Consider the following 18,531-nt stretch of genomic DNA (forward strand, 5'->3'; position numbering starts at 1 on the left):
GCCATGGGGCGTGCGTACTGGCCGCGTGGCTCAGCCGTGTGCCTGCTCCTCCTCGTCTTCTCCGCCTGCACGCAGGCTCCCCAGCGCGATCCCCTGGACGCGGGCGATGCCGTGCCCGCTCGCTGGAGCGGAAGGGAGCAGGTATCGAAACCCGTGCCGGAGCGTTGGCTGGAGGGCTTTGGCAAGCCGGCCCTGACCCGTGCCGTTCAGGAGGCGCTGGGCCGCAACTACGATCTGCGCGCGGCGGCGGCGCGGGTGGAAGCTGCTCGGCAATTGGCACGGATCGAAGGATCCACGTTGTGGCCGCAACTGGGCTTTACCGGCGGCTACCAGCGTTCGCAGGTACGCGACTCCGGTTTCGGCTCCAGTGAATTCGGCGCCTTTCAGGCCATGTTCACCCTCGACTGGGAACTGGATGTATGGGGTCGCATCCGCGCGGCCCGCGACGCCGCCGGACAGGATGCCGAGGCCGCGGCCAGCGATTTTCGTAGCGCGCGCCTGTCCCTGGCGGCGCGCACCGCCCAGGCCTGGTTCGACCTGGCCGAGGCCCGGTTGCAAGTGCAGGTGTCGGAGCAATCGATCCACGACCGCCGCGTCATCGTCGACCTGGTGCGTGGGCGCTTCGCGCGCGGTTTGACCCGCGGCCTGGATTTGCGCCTGGCCCTGACGGACCTCGCCGATGCCGAGGCGCAGTTGGCGGATGCGCGTAACCGGGAGCAGATTTCCGGGAGGCTCTTGGAGACTCTGCTTGGGCGCTATCCCGGCAATTCCCGATCGGCTGAGCTGGATCTGCCCGAGCCGCCGGCGCAGATTCAGGCGGGTCTGCCCTCGGAACTGCTGCTGCGCCGCCCCGACCTGGCCGCGGCCTTTCAGCGCCTCAAGGCTCAGGATCTGCGCCTGGAAAGCGCGGAAAAGGCGCTGCTGCCGCGCGTCGCCCTGACCGCCGATGGCGGCACCCGCAGCGCCGCGCTGGCGGAACTCATCGACCCGCGCGCCGCCGCCTGGAACCTGGGCATGGGGCTGCTGCAACCCATCTTTACCGGTGGACGCCTGAAAGGGGAGATCGACCTCGCCTCGGCCCGAGCGGACGAGGCCCTGAACCTATACAGGAGCAGTGCGCTGGACGCGTTCCGGCAGGTGGAGCAGGCCCTGGGCGCGGAGGAGTGGCTCCGTCGGCAGGAGCAGGCCCTGCGCGAGGCGGTGGAACAAACCGAGGCCAGCCGCAAGCTGGCGGTGTATGCCTACCGTCATGGCGATATCGAGATTCTGACCTTGCTGGACAGCTACCGCAGCACCCTGAGCGCGCAGAGCGCCCACCTGACGGTGCGCCGGCAAATGCTCAACAACCGCGTCGGCCTCTACCTGGCCCTGGGGGGCGGCGTATGAGGCTTGATCCGACCCGCTGTCTGGAACCCCTTGGCCTGAACGACCATTCATGCGCCTGAACCTGAAAACCCTCCTTCCCGCGCTGCTGCTGATGGCCGGGGCCGCGGCCGCGTGGGCCATCGTCGTGAATCGGCCAATGGTCGCGCCTAAGCTCGCGGAGCCGGACGTACCCCTGGTGCGCGTGCTCCAGGTGGAACCCCAGACCCTGCGCCTGGATGTGCCATCCCAGGGTGTCGCCAGCCCGCGGGAGGAAATCGACTGGGTGGCGGAAGTCGCCGGCAAGGTGATCCGGGTCAGCCCGGATTTCGTGCCCGGCGGCTTTTTTACGGCAGGGCAGGAACTGCTCGCCATCGATCCCAGGGACTACGATCACGCCATCGCCGCCGCCCAGGCCGGCATCGCCGAGGCGCGGCGAATGGTGGCGCAAGAGGAAGCCCAGGCGGAGCAGGCACGCAGCGAATGGCAGGCATTGGGGGAAGGCAGGCCTTCGCCCCTGACCTTGCACGAGCCGCAACTGGCCGAGGCCCGAGCGCGCTTGAAGGCGTCGGAAGCCGATCTGGCCAAGGCCCGCTTGCAGCGCAGCCGCTGCGATCTGAAAGCGCCCTTCGCCGGGCGCGTGCTGGAGCGCCTGGCGGGACTGGGCCATTACGTTCAGCCGGGCGAGAAACTGGCACGGCTGTATTCCACCGATGTGGCGGTGGTGCGCTTGCCCGTGTCGACGGAGCAACTGGCCTATCTCGACATGGATCTTGAGCGCCGCAGCCAGCCGCCGACCCCGGGTCCTGGCGTGAGGCTCACGGCCTGGGTGGGCGGCCAGGCGCAGCACTGGCAGGGGCGCATCGTGCGCAGTGAAGGCCGTATCGACCCGGACACCGGCCTGCTGCACCTGGTGGCCGAGGTCCGAGAACCCTACGCGGCCCGGAATGGAGCGCCGCTGCTGCCCGGACTGTTCGTGCAGGCGGAGATCGAGGGACTCCCGCGATCCGGCCTTTATTCCCTGCCGGTCGCCGTCATGAATGCCGCTCAGGAAGCCTTGCTGGTGGACAAGGACGAGCGCCTGCGCATCCGCAAGCTGGAGGTGCTGCGCCAGGAGCCGGATCGCGTGCTGGTTCGCGGCGGCTTAAATCCGGGCGACCGCGTGGTGCTGGACGGCGTGAGCGTCCCGGTGGATGGCATGAGGGTCAAGGTCGAAGACGCGCGCTCATCCACGCGTATGGCCGAGGGCCGGTGAGCGGCCCCTCGTCTCAGGTGCGCGCGGGCGGTCTCATCGCCTGGTTCGCCTCCAACCCGGTGGCGGCGAACCTTTTGATGGCGCTCATCATCTGTGCCGGCGCGGGCAGCCTGCTGTTCATGGACCGCGAGGTGTTCCCGCGCTTTCTGCCCAACCAGATCGAAATCCTGGCTCACTATCCGGGCGCCGGCGCGCTGGAGGTGGAGGATGCCGTCTGTGTACGGATCGAGGAGGCCATCCACGACCTGCCAGGTATCAAGCGCCTGCGTTCGGAGATCAGCGATCAGGGCGACTGCAACGTCAATGTGGCCGTATTGCCGGACCACAACGTCAACGAGATGATCAACTCGCTCCGCGGCCGGGTGCAGGCAATTCCGCGGATGCCCAAGGCACTGGAGCCTATCGTCGTGCAGCGACTGGTGCGCGAGGGCGATGACGGCGTCATCTGGGTCGCCCTGCACGGCCGTACCGACCCGATGAACCTCAAGGCCCTGGCCGAGCGCGTGGAAGTGGAATTGGGGCGGGTTCCCGGCGTCACCCAGGTCTACAACTATTTTCCCACGCCCTACGAAATTGCGGTCGAGGTTTCCGCGGACAAGCTCCGTCAATTCAATCTGAGCCTGCAAGAAGTGGCGGACGCCATGCGTCGCGCATCCCTGGACCTGCCGGGCGGACTGGTCAAGGGCGAGGCCGGCGAATTGCTGCTGCGCGTACAGGGACGGGCGCGGGATGCCCTGGCGGTGGGCAATCTGATCCTGCGGACCCATCCGGACGGCAGTCGCCTGCTCCTGCGTGACGTGGCCACCGTCAATGACGGATTGCAGGAGCGTATGGCTGACTGGCGCCACAATGGCGAGCCGGCCCAGGGTTGGGAGGTGCATGGCAGCCACGACGAGGTAGAAGTGGCGCGCCGCGTGAAGGCCTATGCGGCGGATTTGCAGACCAGGTTGCCGGAGGGCATGTCGCTCACCACCTGGTGGGATGATTCCCAGGCCTATGAGGAGCGCACCCGCACCCTGATCGAGGATGGCCTGGGCGGGTTCCTGTTGGTGTGTCTCGTGCTGACCCTGTTCCTGAGCTTGCGGGTGGCCTTATGGGCGGGCCTTGGCATCCTGACTTCCGTGTTTGGTGCCTTCGCCCTGATGCCGTTGCTCGGCCTGTCCATGAACATGCTGTCCCTGTTCGGCTTCCTGCTGGCCATGGGCATCCTGGTCGACGACGCCATCATCATCGGCGAGGCGGTGCATACGGAGCAGACCGGAGAAGGCGGCGCGGACACCCCGCCATTCGGAGCGGTTCAGTTGCGCGCCCACTGCCTGGCGGCGGCCATACGCGGTACGCAGAACGTGGCCTTGCCCGTGGTGCTGGCGGTGCTGGTGGTGCTGGTGGCGTTTCTGCCCGGCCTGTTCGTGCCGGGCTGGGCCGGCGAGATGATGCGGCCCATTTGCCTGGTGATGATCCTCACCCTGGTGTTTTCCCTGGTGGAAGCCCTGCTCATCCTGCCTGCCCATCTCGCCAGTCCGACCGAGTTGCGGCCCCGCTCAACGCGTCTGTCGCGCCTGCGCGGAGCTCTCAACCGGGCTTTGGGGCGTTTCATTCACGCCCTCTATCGGCGGCTGCTGGAGCGGGCGCTCGCCTGGCGCTGGCTCAGCCTGAGCGGGTTCGCGGTGCTGCTCATGCTGTCCCTGGCCCTGGTGCTGGGGGGGCATGTGCGCCACTCCCTGCGCGCCGATGTCACCCGTGACAGCTTCTGGGTCAATCTCAAGCTGCCCCAGGACGTGCCCTATGCTGAGACCCGCCGCTTGGCGGAGAAGGTGGAAAAGGCGCTGTTCGAACTGCGGGATGAACTGGACAGGCAAGGCGGTGGCGGGCGCTCCGTGATCGTCGGCCTGGAGAGCATCCTCTGGGAGCATGGCGGAGGGTTCTGGACCGAATTGTCGCCGGAGGGGCGTCAGCGCATCGTGGTGGACGACTTCGTTCGCGAATGGCGCCGCCGCATCGGCGACATCGGCCGCGCCAAGATCGACTTCCTGGTGAAGGAGGGCGACGTGCCTTACGACATCGAGTTCGACTTGGGCGCATCCGATCCGGCCAAGGTGCATGAGGCGGCGGAGGAACTCAAGCGCAGCCTGGCGTCCTATCCCGGGGTGTACGACGTGATCGACTCCGCCGAGCCGGGCAAGCCCGAGATTCATCTGCAGCTGAAGCCGGCCGCCGAGCGCCTGGGACTGCGCCTGGAAGGCCTCGCCGAGCAGGTGCGCCAGGCCTATTTCGGCGAGGCAGTGCACCGGCTGCAGCGTGGCCGCAGCGAGGTCAAGGTGCTGGTGCGCTTGCCGCGTGGCGAGAGGAGATCCCTGGACGACCTGAAACGGCTTCCGGTGAGTCTGCCCGGCGGCGGACTCGCCCCCCTGGAGAGCCTGGCAGGGATCGAACTGCGGCCGGGTTATTCCAAGCTGGTCCGGCAGGACCGTCAGCGGGTGCTCAAGGTGCAGGCCCGCGTCGATCCCGCGCTTGCCGATGTGAACGCAATCTACGAGCGGCTGGAAACGGCGGAACTGCCTCGCTTGAAACAGCGCTATCCCGGATTGAACGCCGACATAGGCGAGGAACGGGAGGACGAGCTGACTTCCCTGCGGGCGCTGGGGTTCAACACGCTCATCTCCCTGCTGCTGATCTATGCCCTCATCGCCATTCCTTTCCGCTCCTACAGCAAGCCGTTCATCTTCTTGCTGGCGGCGCCGGTGGCCTGGAGCGGCGCGGTGCTGGCCCACTGGCTGGCCGGCCTGCCTTTGTCCATGGAGTCCCTGGTGGGCATGATCGCCGCCAGCGGCGTGGTGGTGAATGACAGCCTGGTGCTGCTGGATTACATCAAGGAGCGGGAGATTCAAGGAGACGACGCAGCGGGCGTGTGCGAACTGATCGTGGAAGCCTGCACCGCGCGCTTTCGCCCGATCTTGCTGGCCTTCCTCACCAACTTCGCGGGTTTTCTGCCCACCCTGCTGGAAACCAGCGAGCAGGCGCGCTTCCTGATCCCCATGACGCTCTCCCTTTCGGCCGGGCTGCTGGTGGGCATGGCGGCGAGCCTGATCCTTGCGCCGGTGGCCTATGCGACCCTGGCCGGGGGCGACCGCATGCGATGGGGATCCCAAGACCGGGCGCTCCTGAACAAGAGGACATGACATGGCCGGGATTTGGCGTACCACTGGATGAAATGCCGATATCGCGTTAAAACCCTCGGATAGACACTGAGGGGGAGGGCTCGATGGCCGGTAGTAGTTTGTTCGCGCTGATCGACGATATCGCATCGCTGCTGGACGATATCTCGCTGATGACCAAGGTGGCAGCCAAGAAGACCGCCGGCGTGCTGGGCGACGATCTGGCACTAAACGCGCAGCAGGTGGCGGGCGTAGGCGCCGAGCGCGAACTGCCGGTGGTCTGGGCAGTGGCCAAGGGTTCCGTTGGCAACAAGCTCATCCTGGTGCCGGCAGCGCTGGCCCTGAGCGCCTTTGCGCCCTGGGCAGTGTCGCCGCTGCTGATGCTGGGCGGGCTGTATCTGTGCTTCGAAGGCTTTGAAAAGATCGCCCACGGGTTTCTGGTCGGGCGGGGCGAAAGCTCACAGGCCGATCCCGATGGGGCGAAGATGCGGCTCGAGGTCTTGTCGGGCCTGGATCTCGTCGACCTGGAAAAGGCGAAAATCCGCGGCGCCATCCGCACCGACTTCGTGTTGTCCGCGGAGATCATCGTCATTGCCTTGGGCACCGTTCAAAGCACGGCGCTTGCGACGCAGATCGCCGTGCTGTCTGCCATCGCCCTGCTGATGACGGTGGGTGTGTACGGCCTGGTGGCGGGCATCGTCAAGCTGGACGATGCCGGGCTTTACCTGGTGCGCAGCGGCAATGGCCTGCTGGGCGGGCTGGGCCGCTTCATCCTCGGCCTGGCTCCCTTGCTGATGAAGGCCCTGTCGGTGGCGGGAACGGCCGCTATGTTCCTGGTGGGGGGCGGCATACTGGTGCACGGCATGCCGGTCCTGCACGCCGTGCTGCCGGAGCTGCCGGCATGGTCGGAGGCCCTGCCGGTGCCGGGCGAGTGGGTGCTGCCGATCATGCCCCTGCTGTTGAACGGGCTGGTGGGGCTCGCCGCCGGGGCGGCGGCCCTGCTGGTGGTCTCGGCGGCGAGCCGCATGCGGGGCTGGCTGGGGTTCCCGGCACACTGAGTCGCCGGGAACCACGCTCGAACGGAATCGTTGCTGGTTTTCTGGTTCCCACGCCGAGCATGGGAGCGAGGCGCCGGGGTGCCCTGCGGCCTCTTTCTCTGGTACCCACGCTCTGCGTGGGAACCCTGTATTGGACGCTCCGCGTCCACGCTAGGCGCGGAGCGCCAGGCTTTGACGCTCCCACGCGGAGCATGGGAGCGAGCAGAGGGGCGAGTGCTCTGCGTCCAAGCTAGGCGCGGAGCGCCGGGTTTGGCGTTCCCACCGCGGGGCATGGGAGCGAGCAGGAGGCGCGAGCGTCAGCGTACCTTCAATTGCAGCGCGGTGGTGCCGGAAGCGCCGCTGGCCATGCTCACTACACCGCTGTTGATGGCGGCGCCGCGTTTGCGTGCCTGTGCGGTGATCTCCACCTGCAATGCCTCGCCTGCCGCCAGATCGCCCAGATCGCAGGTCAGGGTACCCCCCAGCTTGGATTTCGGCTGGTTCGTCAGGCTGCAGCTACCCTGGCTCGGCTGGGCTTTGCGGAAGCGCAGCCTGGAGCTCAGTTCATTCTGAAAGGCGATGCTCTGAGCCGTGCCCGTGCCTTCGTTGGCTATGCGCAGTTGTAAAAGCAGCTTGGCGCCCAATCTAAGCTTTTTCGCGGCGGGTTTCAGCAGTTGGCTTTCCAGCACCAGGCGCGCCCCGGAGGCGGCGATGGGGTTGGCGCCGGAGGAATCGCCGGTATTTCCGGGCGAGGCGGGCGTGCCGGGATTGCTTGGGTTGCTCGGATTGCCTGGACTGCCGGGCGTACCCGGGTCTTTGGCTGGCGGCAGCACCGGCGTCTCCGGAGTCGGGTTTTGCGGCGTGCTTGGCGGTTGGATGGTGGGCGACCCCGGTGGCGGCGTGCCCACGGTGACGAGCTGCGTGCACTGGGCCCGGTTGCCGGCGCCGTCGGTGGCGGTCCAGGTGACTAGGGTGATGGCGTCCACCGCGAGCGGCTTGGGCGAGTTGTTGGTCACCACCGGTGCCGGGTCCAGATTGTCCGTGGCCACGGCGGTTCCAAGGCTGGCGGGCTGCGCGGCGGTGGTGATGGCCCTCGGGCAGGCGATTTGGGGCGCAGTGCGGTCGGGTGTCAGCACCACGGCGTGATATTGTGTCGGCAACCTGCCAAGTCGAGCCGCGCCCGCGATCAACCCAGTATCACTGATTGAAAAGGCGTCTTCTACTGTCAGGCCATTTCCCGGTGCGAGCAAGGTGTTCAGATCGATCATCGCGCCTCCGTCCCACAGGAATGCGCGCTTGAGTTGATCGCCCCGGGTGGTTGCAGTGCCCACAACCTGACCGGCCGCATTGATGGCGAAGGCCTCGCTGAAGGTTCCGCCAAGCGTGCCGAGGTCCAGTGGCGCTTGGCCGTAGCGCCATAGCGCCGCGTGCTGGCCGGCGTCGCCGTTGAGCGTTGAATAACCGACTACATCGCCATTGCCGTTGATGGAGTGACCTTCGCTGAATCCGCCAGCCTGCAACGTGCCGAGGTCTGTCATGACCCCGCTTTGCCAGATGAAGGCGTGCTGTTTGCCATTCGGGAGACTGGAATAGCCCGTCACTTGATGGGCGTCATTGATTCCGTTGGCTTGGCTGAATCGTCCGCCCGGAAGCGTTCCAAGATCCTGGAGGGAATTGCCGTTGCCGACAAAGGCATGTTCGGTCGTATCACCCTTGACGTCGGATACACCGGCTACCGTCCCGAGGCTATCAAGCGCAAGCGCTCGGCTGTCGGATCCCCCAAGGGTGAGGAGGTCGAAGACTTGGCCGCCCTGCCAAAGCACGGCGTGATGGTTTTGGGTTCCGCTGCTGAATGAAAAACCCGTTGCCATTCCATTTGCATTGATGGCGAAGGCTTCGGAGTGAGTGCCTCCGAGGTCTGGCAATTGGGTTCGTGTCAGGTCGTTCGCGGTTGTCTGGAAAGCTTTAACCGCGGCATTGAGTGGGAGCGTGTGGATGCCCGCCACATCGGAAGAATCGTTGGTTGCCCAGCCTTGGCTGAAGCGTGTCTCAGGGCTCAGGGCCCCAAGATCGGTAATGAGGTAACGAGGCCCGGCTTGTGTCGAAACGGTGACAAGTCCACCCGCGACTGCTGAGGCCAGTAAGAAAAAACGGAAGTTCGTCGGTCTGTCCATGGTCTTTGGCCGGGGGCTCGAGATAGAACTGGAGCCACTTGGGCTCCAGCCGGGTAAATCACCGCATTAACTTAGCGTGCGGCGATACCTATGCAAAGTTATGACGTTCTGCTCCATGTTATCTGGCTTATATCCTGTATGGAATGGCCGGCGGGGCCAGGTGTACTGGGCGATTCGCCGGCATTCTCTTGCCTTAGGTACGGGCATTCATGGTGATGCTCGCCGAGTTGTTTGCCGCATTGGGATCGTTGGATCCGGTTGCCGCGCTGCCCGTGTTGGGGATGGTGCCGCTGCCCACGAGTGGCGTAACGGTAATCCGCACGGTGGGGGCCTGACCGCTGTTCAGATTACCCAGGTTGCAGTTCACAGTGCCGCCATTGCTGTTGATGGGCGCGGTGCAGGTGCCAACGCTCGGAGCGACCGAGACAATTCGCAGACTGCTCGGCAGCGTATCCGTGAACGTCGTGGTCTGTGAAACACCCGGTCCTGCGTTGCGCACCGTGAAGGTATAGGTGAAGTTCCTGTTCAGTCGCGCCTCGCGCTTACCAGTACTCTCGGTCACGCTCACAGCCAGATCTGCCGTGGGCAACGTGGTCACCGGGGGGTTGACCCTGACGGTGAAGGACCCCGTTGTGACGTTGCCGGACAGATCAGAAGCCGAGCAACTGACCAGCGTATCGCCGACCGGGAACAGGTTGCCGGATGCCGGCTTGCAGCTCACCGGGACTGAACCGTCTACCGCATCCGTGGCGCTCGCAACGTAGTTGACTACTGCACCGCTGGCATCTGCAGCCGTGGCCGTTACTGGACCAGCGGGGAGACTCAGGACCGGAGCAACCTGGTCGGTGACAGGCCCCGTCAGCAAGCTGACCGTGACCGGGAACGACTTGCTGGCGCTGTTGCCGTGAGCGTCGGTCGCGGTGCAGGCGACGGTCGTGGTGCCGATCGGGAACACCGAACCGGAGGCTGGCGAACAGGAAGGCGTTACCGCGCCGTCCACCAAGTCGCTGGCCGACACCACATAGCTGACCGCCGTTCCGGCCCCGTCCGTGGTGGAGGCAGAAGCGCCCGTCGGGACCGTCAGCGTCGGTGCCGTCGTATCAGCCACAGTGACGACGAAGCTGCCCGTTGCCGTGTTACCGGCCACGTCGGCCCCGCTGCAGTTGACTGTGGTGTTGCCGAATGGCATCACCGTGTTCGAGGCAGGCGAGCAGGTCGCAGATTGCGTCGCGGGACCGGACGTCGCGTCGGACATGGTGCGCGGGTAGATCACCATAGCCCCCGTCGAGCGGTCGGCCTCGACCACCAGGGTGGTCGCAGAGATGCCCAGGTTCGGCGGGGTGGCGTCAACTTTCACGCTCTGAGGCGAGTTGGTCGTGCCGCCGGCGCTGGTGGCTGAGCAGGACACCAGCTGATTGGCGCCATCGCCACTCAGGGTGGTCGTCGTATCGCAAGCCGGGGACTTCGTAGTGATGGTGGACTGCGCGTCGCTGACGGCGAAGCTCACCGTCGTCGGTCCCTTGAACCAGCCCGCATTCCCGGCGGGGCCGGTGATGGTGGGTGTAACCACTGGGGCAGAAGGGTCGCGCACCGTGACGGTGAAGCTGGCCGGGGCGGCGGCATTGCCTGCCAGGTCCTTGGCGTTACAGGTCACGGTGTTGGCGCCCAGCTTGAAGCTGCTGCCGGAGGTCGGCGAGCAGCTCACGCTGGCGGTATCGACTCCGGAGAGCACGTCGGTGGCGGTCGGGGTGACATAGGTGACCGTGGCCGCTTCGAAGGTCGTCGTGATATCGGCGGCCACGGGCGCCGCGGCGGCGAACGTGGGTGCGGTCGCATCCACCTTGATGGAGGTGGTAATGGCCGGGTTTACGCTGCCGCCCGCGCTGGTGGCGGTGCAGGACTGCACGGCCGTGGCGCTGCTGTCCGCGGTCACCTGGAATGGCGCGCAACCGACGCGGCTGGTGATGGCGGATTCCGCATCCGAAACACTCCAGCTCAGATCAAGCGGCAGCTTGGAGTACCAGCCCAGGGTATTGGGCAGGACCTCCGCGCCACCGTTGGACCAGACCGGCTTGATGACCGGCGGCGTGCTGTCAGCGTTGATGGTCACGAGCTGGCTGCAATTGCTGGCATTGCCAGCGCCATCGGTCGCGGTCCAGACGACGGTGGTGGTCCCGTTGGGGAAAGTCGCCGGACGGTTGCTGGTGATGACCGGCGCCGGGTCCAGATTATCGGTCGCCGTTGCCGTGCCGATCGAGGCCGGCTGGGGCCCGGTGGTCGTAACGGTGCCAGGACACGTAATGACCGGAGCGATCTTGTCGGGCTCCAGCAGCACGGCGTGCTTTTCTTTGCCGATGCTGGCGATGCCTGCGATCAGGCCGCTGTCGCTGATGCCATCCGCTTGTGTCAGCAGATATCCGCTGTTGGGCAGGACCAGAGTGTTCAAGTCCACCGGTGCCTTGCCAGCGGTCCAAAGGGCCGCGCGGCGGTTTTGCTGGACTCCGCCCCCGGTGGCATAGCCCACGGCATCGCCGGTGGTATTGATGCCCAGCGCGGCGGCCTGGCCGCTGGTTTGCAACAACCCGAGATCTTTCGCCAGGTTCGATCCGGCCGGCCAGATCACCGCGCGTTGGGCGCCGTTGGCATCGGTCGAATAGCCGGCGACGGTTCCGCTTTCGTTAATGCGCAAACCTTCGGCGTAGGCGCCGCCACTCAGCGGGGCCAGGTCTTGCATGCTGCCGTTTTGCCAGCGGAAGGCATGGAAGCCCGCCGCGCCGGCAAGTTCGGCGTAGCCGGTTACTTGCGAGGCCGAATTGACGTCGTTGCCCTGGCTGCTGGTGCCACCCAGGGTGCCGAGGTCCACCAGGCTGCCGGCGCGGGTCAGAAACGCATGTTCCGCAACATCGCCGGTGGTCTGTGCGCTGCCGGTTATCTCGCCGGTCTCGTTGATGCCATAGGCGCGGCTGCTGCCGCCACCCAGGGTGCCCAAATCCTGCACCGTGCCCTGGGAAACGCGTGTCGCTCGGGTTTGGGCATCGCCGGCCAGCATGGCGAGCCCGGCTTGCTGGCCGGCGGAGTTAATGTCAAAGGCAGCGGAATGGGTGCCACCCAAGCCCCCGGCATCGAACAGGCTGTCTGGATTGATCTGGCCCAGCGCCGCACGAATGGCGATATTCAGTTTGCTCGGGCTGGCGGAAATTCCGGAGACCTGGCCAGCGTCGTTGACGCTGAAGCCCTGGCTGTAGGTTCCGCTCAGCGTGCCGAGGTCGTGGATGATGTATTGGGGCGCAGCCGTGGCGGAGCCGTTGAATAGCCCGAAGGCTAGGGGCGCCGTCGCAAGCAGCGCCCGTTTGGTATTTTTCATGTGTTTCATAGCGGCAGTCTCAATCGGTGGTCTGGCTTAAAAGCTGGCCAGGGGAACTATGGAGTAGTAGTTGGAGATCCATGCCTGATTACTGCCGCCTGGAACGATGGTCATCTCCGTAAATCCGTGCGGGTCCTCGATTCCGATAAATAATGCCGCCGCCGGCGTGGCGACCGGTGTCGGTATGGTGAGCGTCTGCCGGTTGACGATGATCTGGAAGCTGCCCAGGTTCGAGCTGTCCATGGCTTTCGGGTCGATCAGCATGCCGAATTGGGCAATGCGCCGGTCGAAGCGGAACTGTGTGATTTCTCCAGGCGCCGGCAGGTTGAGGCCCGGGGAGAAGAAGTTGACGCCCTCGGTGATGCCAATGGAGCGAGAAATAGTTGCCAGCTTGAATTTGGGGTCGCCAATGGCGTCGGCAACCAGATTTTCCGGGCTCGGCAGGACCGAGTCGAAATTGTGGGTATAGAGTTCGCTGCCGAAACGGATGGCGCCGTTGCCGCAGTTCATGTTGTTCACGTTCAAGTCACCGGCCACGACGCAGGCGGTAAGGCCAGCGGGTGCGATGGCTGTGCTCAGTGCGGCCGTGACGCTGGCGGTGGTTTGGCCGCCGGAGAACTTGGACGGGTCGATGGTGAATAAGGCGTAGGTGGTCTTCGTGGTGCGCAGCTCGGCGGTACTGGTTAGTACCCTGGGCTGCCCCATGGCAGGGTTGAAGCCTACACTCCCAAGCGCTAGCAGGGCGAAAATCAAGGAAGTTTTGCGGTTCATTTTATATGGCCTCGTCAAGGTCACGACACGCACGTTCCGCCGCGATTCGCCGACCTTGCTATCTGGTGTGTGAAATCGTTGTTGCCTTCCAGGCCCTCGTCAATATAGCAACGCATGCGGCGTCCAGGCCTGGTCATTAAAACCCCGGCGCTTGCGCGCCGGGGGTATTGCCGTGGAACCTTACAGCAAGCTCGCGCTTACTTTGGAGTGCCGGTCATGGTGACGGTCGGTGCGCCCACCACGGTGTTGGTACCGCTAATGTTATTGGAGGTACCGCATCTCACCGTGAACTGGCCATTGCCGGTTGCCGCCGGGGTCAGCAGGGTGTTGCCTTCAATGCTGGCGAAGGAGCTGCCGGCCAGGAGCTGGAGCTGCGGCGTGCCGTTGGAGGCGGAGCCGGAGCCGATCAGTCTCGGGGTTATAGCGGCGCCATTATTCTGCGTCTGCCAGCACCAGGCGGTCGGGGTCAGGGTCACCGGGTTGCCGTTGCCGGCGGTCGGGGTCTGGGTGCCGAACCAGGCCGCATTGGTGATGTTGAAGCGCACATCCCAACGCTGTGTGCCCACCGCGAACTTGGCCGAAGACGAGCTCACCGTTTCCGCCGACGGCTCCAGTACCACCGAGACGGTGATGGGTGCGCTGGCCACCGAAAGCTGGCCGTTGGTAGCCTTGGCCTTCACCGTGTAGGTGAAGCTGTCGGTACGCAGTACGTTGCTGCCGGTGGTGGCCTGATAGCTGATGCTGCCGTCGGCATTGACGCTGGCCGTGCCGCGGGTGCCGTTGGTCGCAATGGCTACCGTGGTCGGATCCAGGGTGGTTCCACCCGGCGCCGCGTCGTTCAGCAGCACCCGCGCCACATAGGTATTGCGGGTAGCCGCGCTGGACAGTACGCCGAAGTTGTCAGGACTACCGGTGGGCGCCTTCGGCGCGTAGGTGATCGCCAGCGAGGCATTGGCCTGGAAGGACGCATCGTTGGCATTGTCATAGGCGGTGAACTGGAAGCTGTCCGCCAACTCTGCTGCCGGTGCGCTGTAGGTCAGAACACCCGCGGCATAGGTCACGGTGCCGCCCAGAGAAGGCGGAACCAGGATGTCCACCGTGTCGCCCGCCACGACCGTGATGGGGAAGGTTTGAGTCGATATGCCCGCCACGTTGAAGGTGATGGTGCTGCTGCGGCCTTCGCCTGCTGCGTTGGAGATGCGGTAGGTAAAGCTGTCGTTGATCAGATCCGACGGGGTGTAGATGACCTTGCCGGTGAGAGCGCCTGCAACGATCTCCGGCGCCAGGGTGCCGGACAGGGGCTGGCGGGTGATCACCGGACGCAGGCCGGCTGCCAGGCCCAGGTCCAGGGTCTTGGGAACTGCGGTATCGGCCGTCACGTTCACATCAAGCGCCGCCGGGGTCACCAGGTTGTCCTTGGCGCCATCGAGGCTGACTAGGGACTCGGTATGCTTGCCGCCGGAGTTGCTGGCGACCGTCACCGTTTCCGCGACTTCCGTCAACGCGCCGCCAGCCTCGGGGAGGAAGCCCACGAATACCAGGTCGTTGGTGGCTTTGTTGAAGGTGGTGGGGCAGCCGTCGGTGGCGATATCGGCCTGCTTGCCCATAGAACCGCTCACCGGACCGCTGGCGGCCGTCAGGCTCGGGGAGGTCGGAGCACCCGCGCCGGGCAGCGCGAGGCTGGCATCCGAGAACTGGTCGCTGCTGTGGGCGGCGACGCAGATCATGTTGTTGGTCGGGTTGAACACCGCGCTGGTGATGGTGATGGCGTCGGTCACCGGGGCGGTGACGCTCACATTGGGATTGCTGGTGATGTTGCTCACCGTCACGGTCTTCGGAGCGGCGCCGACATTATCCACATGGGCGTGGAACGTGCCTTGCTTGACGGGCGGGGCGCCGGCAGCCAGTTCCTCGGTCATCTTCACGCCGGGGAAGTTGGCGGACGACAGGACCAGGGTGTTGCCCGCGCTGCTGTGGGCCCATACATCCAGGGAGGTGGTGCCGTTGGGCTGGCGGGTGAGCTGGGCGTTGTCGATCGCGGTCTGGGTGGCGATGGGCGCGGTGTAGACCTGGCCCAGCAGGAAGCCGGTGGTCTGCTTGTAGATATTGGCAGGCAGACCCAGGCCGGCGCCGCCGATGTCGCAACCCGCGGGAGCGTAGACCTTGACGTAGTTCTGGTGTTCGAATAAGGACTCGTTGAGGCCGTTGAACTCTGTACCGCCGTCAGCGGCCGTGCCGTATGTGGCGGTACCTTCGACCGCGCCGTTGGGCGAACCGTCATTCAGGTAGACCGGGATATTGGTGATGCTGCCGTCCGGCGCGCGCTTGAACTCGATGCGGGTACTGCCGGTGAAGCTGTGGTCCACGTTGGGATCGCCGATGAACTGCTCGGTGCCCACCGCCAGGGCCGGGTCGGTGGTCGGTAACGCGGCCTCCGGGTTGGCGCCTGCAGGATCCTTCCAGCGCAGGAATGGTCCAACCTGGCCGTTCAGTACGCCTTCGAAATCACCGATGGCGCCCAGCGGGGTATCCAGGGTTGCGAACAGGGCGCGACGGCCCTCGGGCACGTCGGTGAAGACCTCATCGCCATAGGGATGGACGATGCGGTATTCACCGGAGCCGGCAACGCCATCCTGCACGCTGCAAGCCGCCCCGTCAGGGCTGGTCACATGCATGGTGAAGCGGGTGCGGGCGAAGACCAGTTCCTGACCCAAGCGTGCTGCACCCACCGGATTGGGGGTGCCGTAGGCCATTTCCAGCGCAGTGATGTAGCGCAGGTCAATGCCGCCCTGCTGCACGAAGGCATTCAGGTTCATATAGAAGGCTTCGTCACCGATGTTGCCGGCGAAGGACGGCGGAACCGGAGAGGGCGTGATGGGGAAGCACATGGTGCCGCCCAGGGCTGCGCCATCGGGCGACAGGGCTGTGGACAAACAGGGCTGCAGGGCGGTGCCGAGGAAGTCGCGGTACCAGGCCGGGAAGCCCAGGTTGGTGACGCCGGCCGGGGTGTTGACGGTGAGACCCGGACCATGGTCGCGCAGGATGGCGTGGGACATGCCGGAGGCCAGAACGGAACCGGCCAGGGCCATCTGGACCGCACGGCGGATGGCGCGGTGCGTTCCTTTCGCGGGTACTTTTACGTTGTTCATGCTAATTCCTCTGTTTGAGGTCAATCAATCGGGATGAGTTCGGGAACCGTGATTTCCGAGGTTTGTTACCGAGACTGTTCGCTCCTGATGGCTTATGCTCGATAGAATCAGCGCCACCAGGAGATTCCTTAAGCCTCGGGAGAGTCTTCTGTTTGACTCCTTTCCCTGGTAGATCCAATCTGAAAACACTTTTCTTGATAGTTACTATCGAAGAGTTTTCAGTCTTGGACCTTCCGGGGTTTTACTCCCCCACTCGAGGCTTGCGCTTTTCGATTCATCCATGAATCCCCCGTTTTCGAGGCGAAGTTCAAAGGCGAGTAAAAAAAATTCCCAAATCGTGATTTGACACAGGCGATAGGCAATATGTAACATTTTTGTTACATGTAACATTGGTGAGATAAACCCCAACCGCATAACCATTTATCAAGCGCTTAGAGCGGATTGAAGGGTAGCCATGACCAGAGTGTCGCCGGAGGGCAACGAACCTCCCTGTCAGGAAGTTTTACAGGTGTTTCATGAGGATGGGACGCCAAGGTGGCCGATGCAAGTAGGGTGCAGGGCCTTGAGACAAGGCACTGCACCCCGCGAGGCGTTTCTAGCAGACTACATTAAATGCGGAGGGCTTGGCGCATTCAGATCGCGATGGTCAGGCTGCAGCCAAACACTTGAACCGGTTTATCCAGGAGCCTGGATAGGGAGTTGGCGCAGTTTCGCGCCATGCGCGGATCGTCGAAATACCCGTTGATAGCGCCTGCTGACTCAAAGGTATGGCCACGGTGGGAGATAATCAGGTGTTTGATGATTGCGTACATGACGGCTGCCTCCGGTGATGATTCTGTTTCAGTTATCCGTATATCCATACATTCCCTGAAAAGGTTCATCGCAGTCGATACAATTTAAATTATTTAACGCAGTTTATAACTGTCACAGATCTGTGACATACATAATCAAAAAAACACTTAGTTGGCACCTTAGAAATAGGTTTTCATTGGGTGTGCCTCAGGTAACCGATGAAACGTGCCGGTTCCGCTTCAACCCCCCATCCCAAGCTTCCGCTTGCATGGGAGAAGGAGCGAAGACAGCGTCGAAACAGGCGCTGTCCCTGCTCCTTCCGGGGGCGAGCTGGGCTCGGCAAGCGGCGTGGATTTGATCCGGAAAAATAGCCGGCTGCGCCATGGGGCGGTCGCGCCGGCTCGGAAGGGGTAGGAGCGGGGCGAGCGCCACCGGGCGTCGCCCTGTTTACGAACGCGCTGCGGGATAGGGATAAGGCTTATCTGGCCGCCGTTGGGGGTTCGGCTGCGGCGGTGACCGGAACCTGGGCGCGCCGGTCGGAGGCTTCCAGGTATTGCAGGATGGATTCCACCTCCCTATCGTTCAATTTGAGATTTGACATGGGGATTTCCCGGTATTGCCGGTACAGGGCCAGGGCCGTGGGGTCCTTGCGCGCAATCATGCGATCCGGTTCCTTGATCCATTGCTTGAGCCAGGTCCGGTCGCGGCGCTGGGTCACGCCCGCCAGTGGGGGGCCAATGCTTTCCGTGCTGTCCTCACTATGGCACACCTCGCACTTATCCCGGAACAGGGACTGACCCGGAGTGTCGTCGTGATGGTCGTGCATGGCGATAGCCATGGGGGGCACGGCATGGCCGCGGCCACCCTGCAGGCGCACGCCGAGAATGCGGGCGAGAGCGGCGGGTTCCTCAAAGGGCGAGCGTTTGATCCACTGGCCGCCGGTCTCGCTGCCCATGAGCACGTTGATGTTGTGCTCGCTGAGATCCTTTTCCTGCTTACCGTCGTCGCGGTACATGCCCAGCTTCTGCCGGATCAGGGTGACATCGGCCTTGCTGCCGCTGAGAAAGGTCCAGCCCGGACCCGTGTGAAATTTGTCGGCGTAAGCCTTCAGCACTTCCGGCTTGTCGCGCTCCGCGTCGATGCTGATGGTGTAGAAATGCACGTCCTTACCCATGCGATCTCCCAGTGCCTGCTGGACCTTGCGCAGGGCTGCGGTTTCCAGCGGACAGGCGTAGACGCAATGGGTGTAGATGAAATTGATGGCAAACACCTTGCCTTTGATCAGGTCGTCGTAAAAACGGACCTTCTGCCCGTCCTGGGTGATGAGTTCCACATTGGGAAAGTAGCTGGCGCCCCAGGGAGAGCCGGAAGGGGCGGCCCACGCAGGGCCGCCCTCCAGGTTCACCGCGAGACCGGCCAGCAGCAGCAAGGCTTTGGCGCCGCGGCTGATGGATGCGATCGTCGCTTGCATG

11 protein-coding genes are annotated in these 18,531 nt (G+C 64.3%); 5 read left to right on the top strand and 6 right to left on the bottom strand.

Going from position 1 to position 18,531, the window contains the following annotated elements; all coding sequences use genetic code 11:
- Window positions 1–3 precede the first annotated feature (3 nt).
- The 4 genes from EK23_RS04635 (at window position 4) to EK23_RS04650 (ending at window position 6,830) form a co-directional block, all read left to right on the top strand.
- The gene (locus tag EK23_RS04635) at window positions 4–1,386 is read left to right on the top strand and encodes an efflux transporter outer membrane subunit (protein WP_045224141.1); all 1,383 of its coding nucleotides are present in this window, start codon (window positions 4–6) and stop codon (window positions 1,384–1,386) included.
- A gap of 49 nt (window positions 1,387–1,435) precedes the next feature.
- Window positions 1,436–2,617: an efflux RND transporter periplasmic adaptor subunit gene (locus EK23_RS04640; protein ID WP_045224142.1), complete on the top strand. Its 1,182-nt coding sequence runs from the start codon at window positions 1,436–1,438 to the stop codon at window positions 2,615–2,617.
- Window positions 2,614–5,796 carry an efflux RND transporter permease subunit gene (locus EK23_RS04645; protein WP_045224143.1) on the top strand — a complete coding sequence of 1,061 codons (3,183 nt, stop codon included), beginning with the start codon at window positions 2,614–2,616 and terminating at the stop codon, window positions 5,794–5,796. The genes EK23_RS04640 and EK23_RS04645 overlap by 4 nt, the downstream gene beginning before the upstream one ends.
- Window positions 5,797–5,879: 83 nt before the next feature.
- Window positions 5,880–6,830 carry a DUF808 domain-containing protein gene (locus tag EK23_RS04650; RefSeq protein ID WP_045224144.1) on the top strand — a complete coding sequence of 317 codons (951 nt, stop codon included), beginning with the start codon at window positions 5,880–5,882 and terminating at the stop codon, window positions 6,828–6,830.
- A gap of 296 nt (window positions 6,831–7,126) precedes the next feature.
- Here EK23_RS04650 and EK23_RS21490 read toward each other — a convergent pair whose 3' ends face one another.
- Entirely contained in the window at window positions 7,127–8,410 is a 1,284-nt protein-coding gene (locus EK23_RS21490) for an HYR domain-containing protein (protein WP_052807926.1), read from the bottom strand.
- On the opposite strand from EK23_RS21490, the gene EK23_RS23605 reads away from it, so the two are divergent.
- Window positions 8,357–8,665 carry a hypothetical protein gene (locus EK23_RS23605; protein WP_162196155.1) on the top strand — a complete coding sequence of 103 codons (309 nt, stop codon included), beginning with the start codon at window positions 8,357–8,359 and terminating at the stop codon, window positions 8,663–8,665. The genes EK23_RS21490 and EK23_RS23605 overlap by 54 nt on opposite strands.
- A 511-nt stretch (window positions 8,666–9,176) precedes the next feature.
- Here EK23_RS23605 and EK23_RS04660 read toward each other — a convergent pair.
- From EK23_RS04660 to EK23_RS04680, 5 genes are all read right to left on the bottom strand, one after another.
- Window positions 9,177–12,347 carry an HYR domain-containing protein gene (locus tag EK23_RS04660; protein ID WP_158002441.1) on the bottom strand — a complete coding sequence of 1,057 codons (3,171 nt, stop codon included), beginning with the start codon at window positions 12,345–12,347 and terminating at the stop codon, window positions 9,177–9,179.
- A 36-nt stretch (window positions 12,348–12,383) separates the two neighbouring features.
- The gene (locus EK23_RS04665; protein ID WP_145998552.1) at window positions 12,384–13,118 is read right to left on the bottom strand and encodes a hypothetical protein; all 735 of its coding nucleotides are present in this window, start codon (window positions 13,116–13,118) and stop codon (window positions 12,384–12,386) included.
- A 197-nt stretch (window positions 13,119–13,315) separates the two neighbouring features.
- Window positions 13,316–16,267, bottom strand: coding sequence for an Ig-like domain-containing protein (locus EK23_RS04670; protein ID WP_145998553.1), 2,952 nt, complete (start codon window positions 16,265–16,267; stop codon window positions 13,316–13,318).
- Between the two features lie 632 nt (window positions 16,268–16,899).
- The gene (locus EK23_RS04675; RefSeq protein WP_045224148.1) at window positions 16,900–17,079 is read right to left on the bottom strand and encodes a hypothetical protein; all 180 of its coding nucleotides are present in this window, start codon (window positions 17,077–17,079) and stop codon (window positions 16,900–16,902) included.
- A gap of 458 nt (window positions 17,080–17,537) precedes the next feature.
- The gene (locus EK23_RS04680; RefSeq protein ID WP_045224149.1) at window positions 17,538–18,530 is read right to left on the bottom strand and encodes an SCO family protein; all 993 of its coding nucleotides are present in this window, start codon (window positions 18,528–18,530) and stop codon (window positions 17,538–17,540) included.
- Window position 18,531: the final 1 nt, after the last annotated feature.

Origin of the sequence: Methyloterricola oryzae (assembly GCF_000934725.1) — a bacterium.
Taxonomy (GTDB): domain Bacteria; phylum Pseudomonadota; class Gammaproteobacteria; order Methylococcales; family Methylococcaceae; genus Methyloterricola; species Methyloterricola oryzae.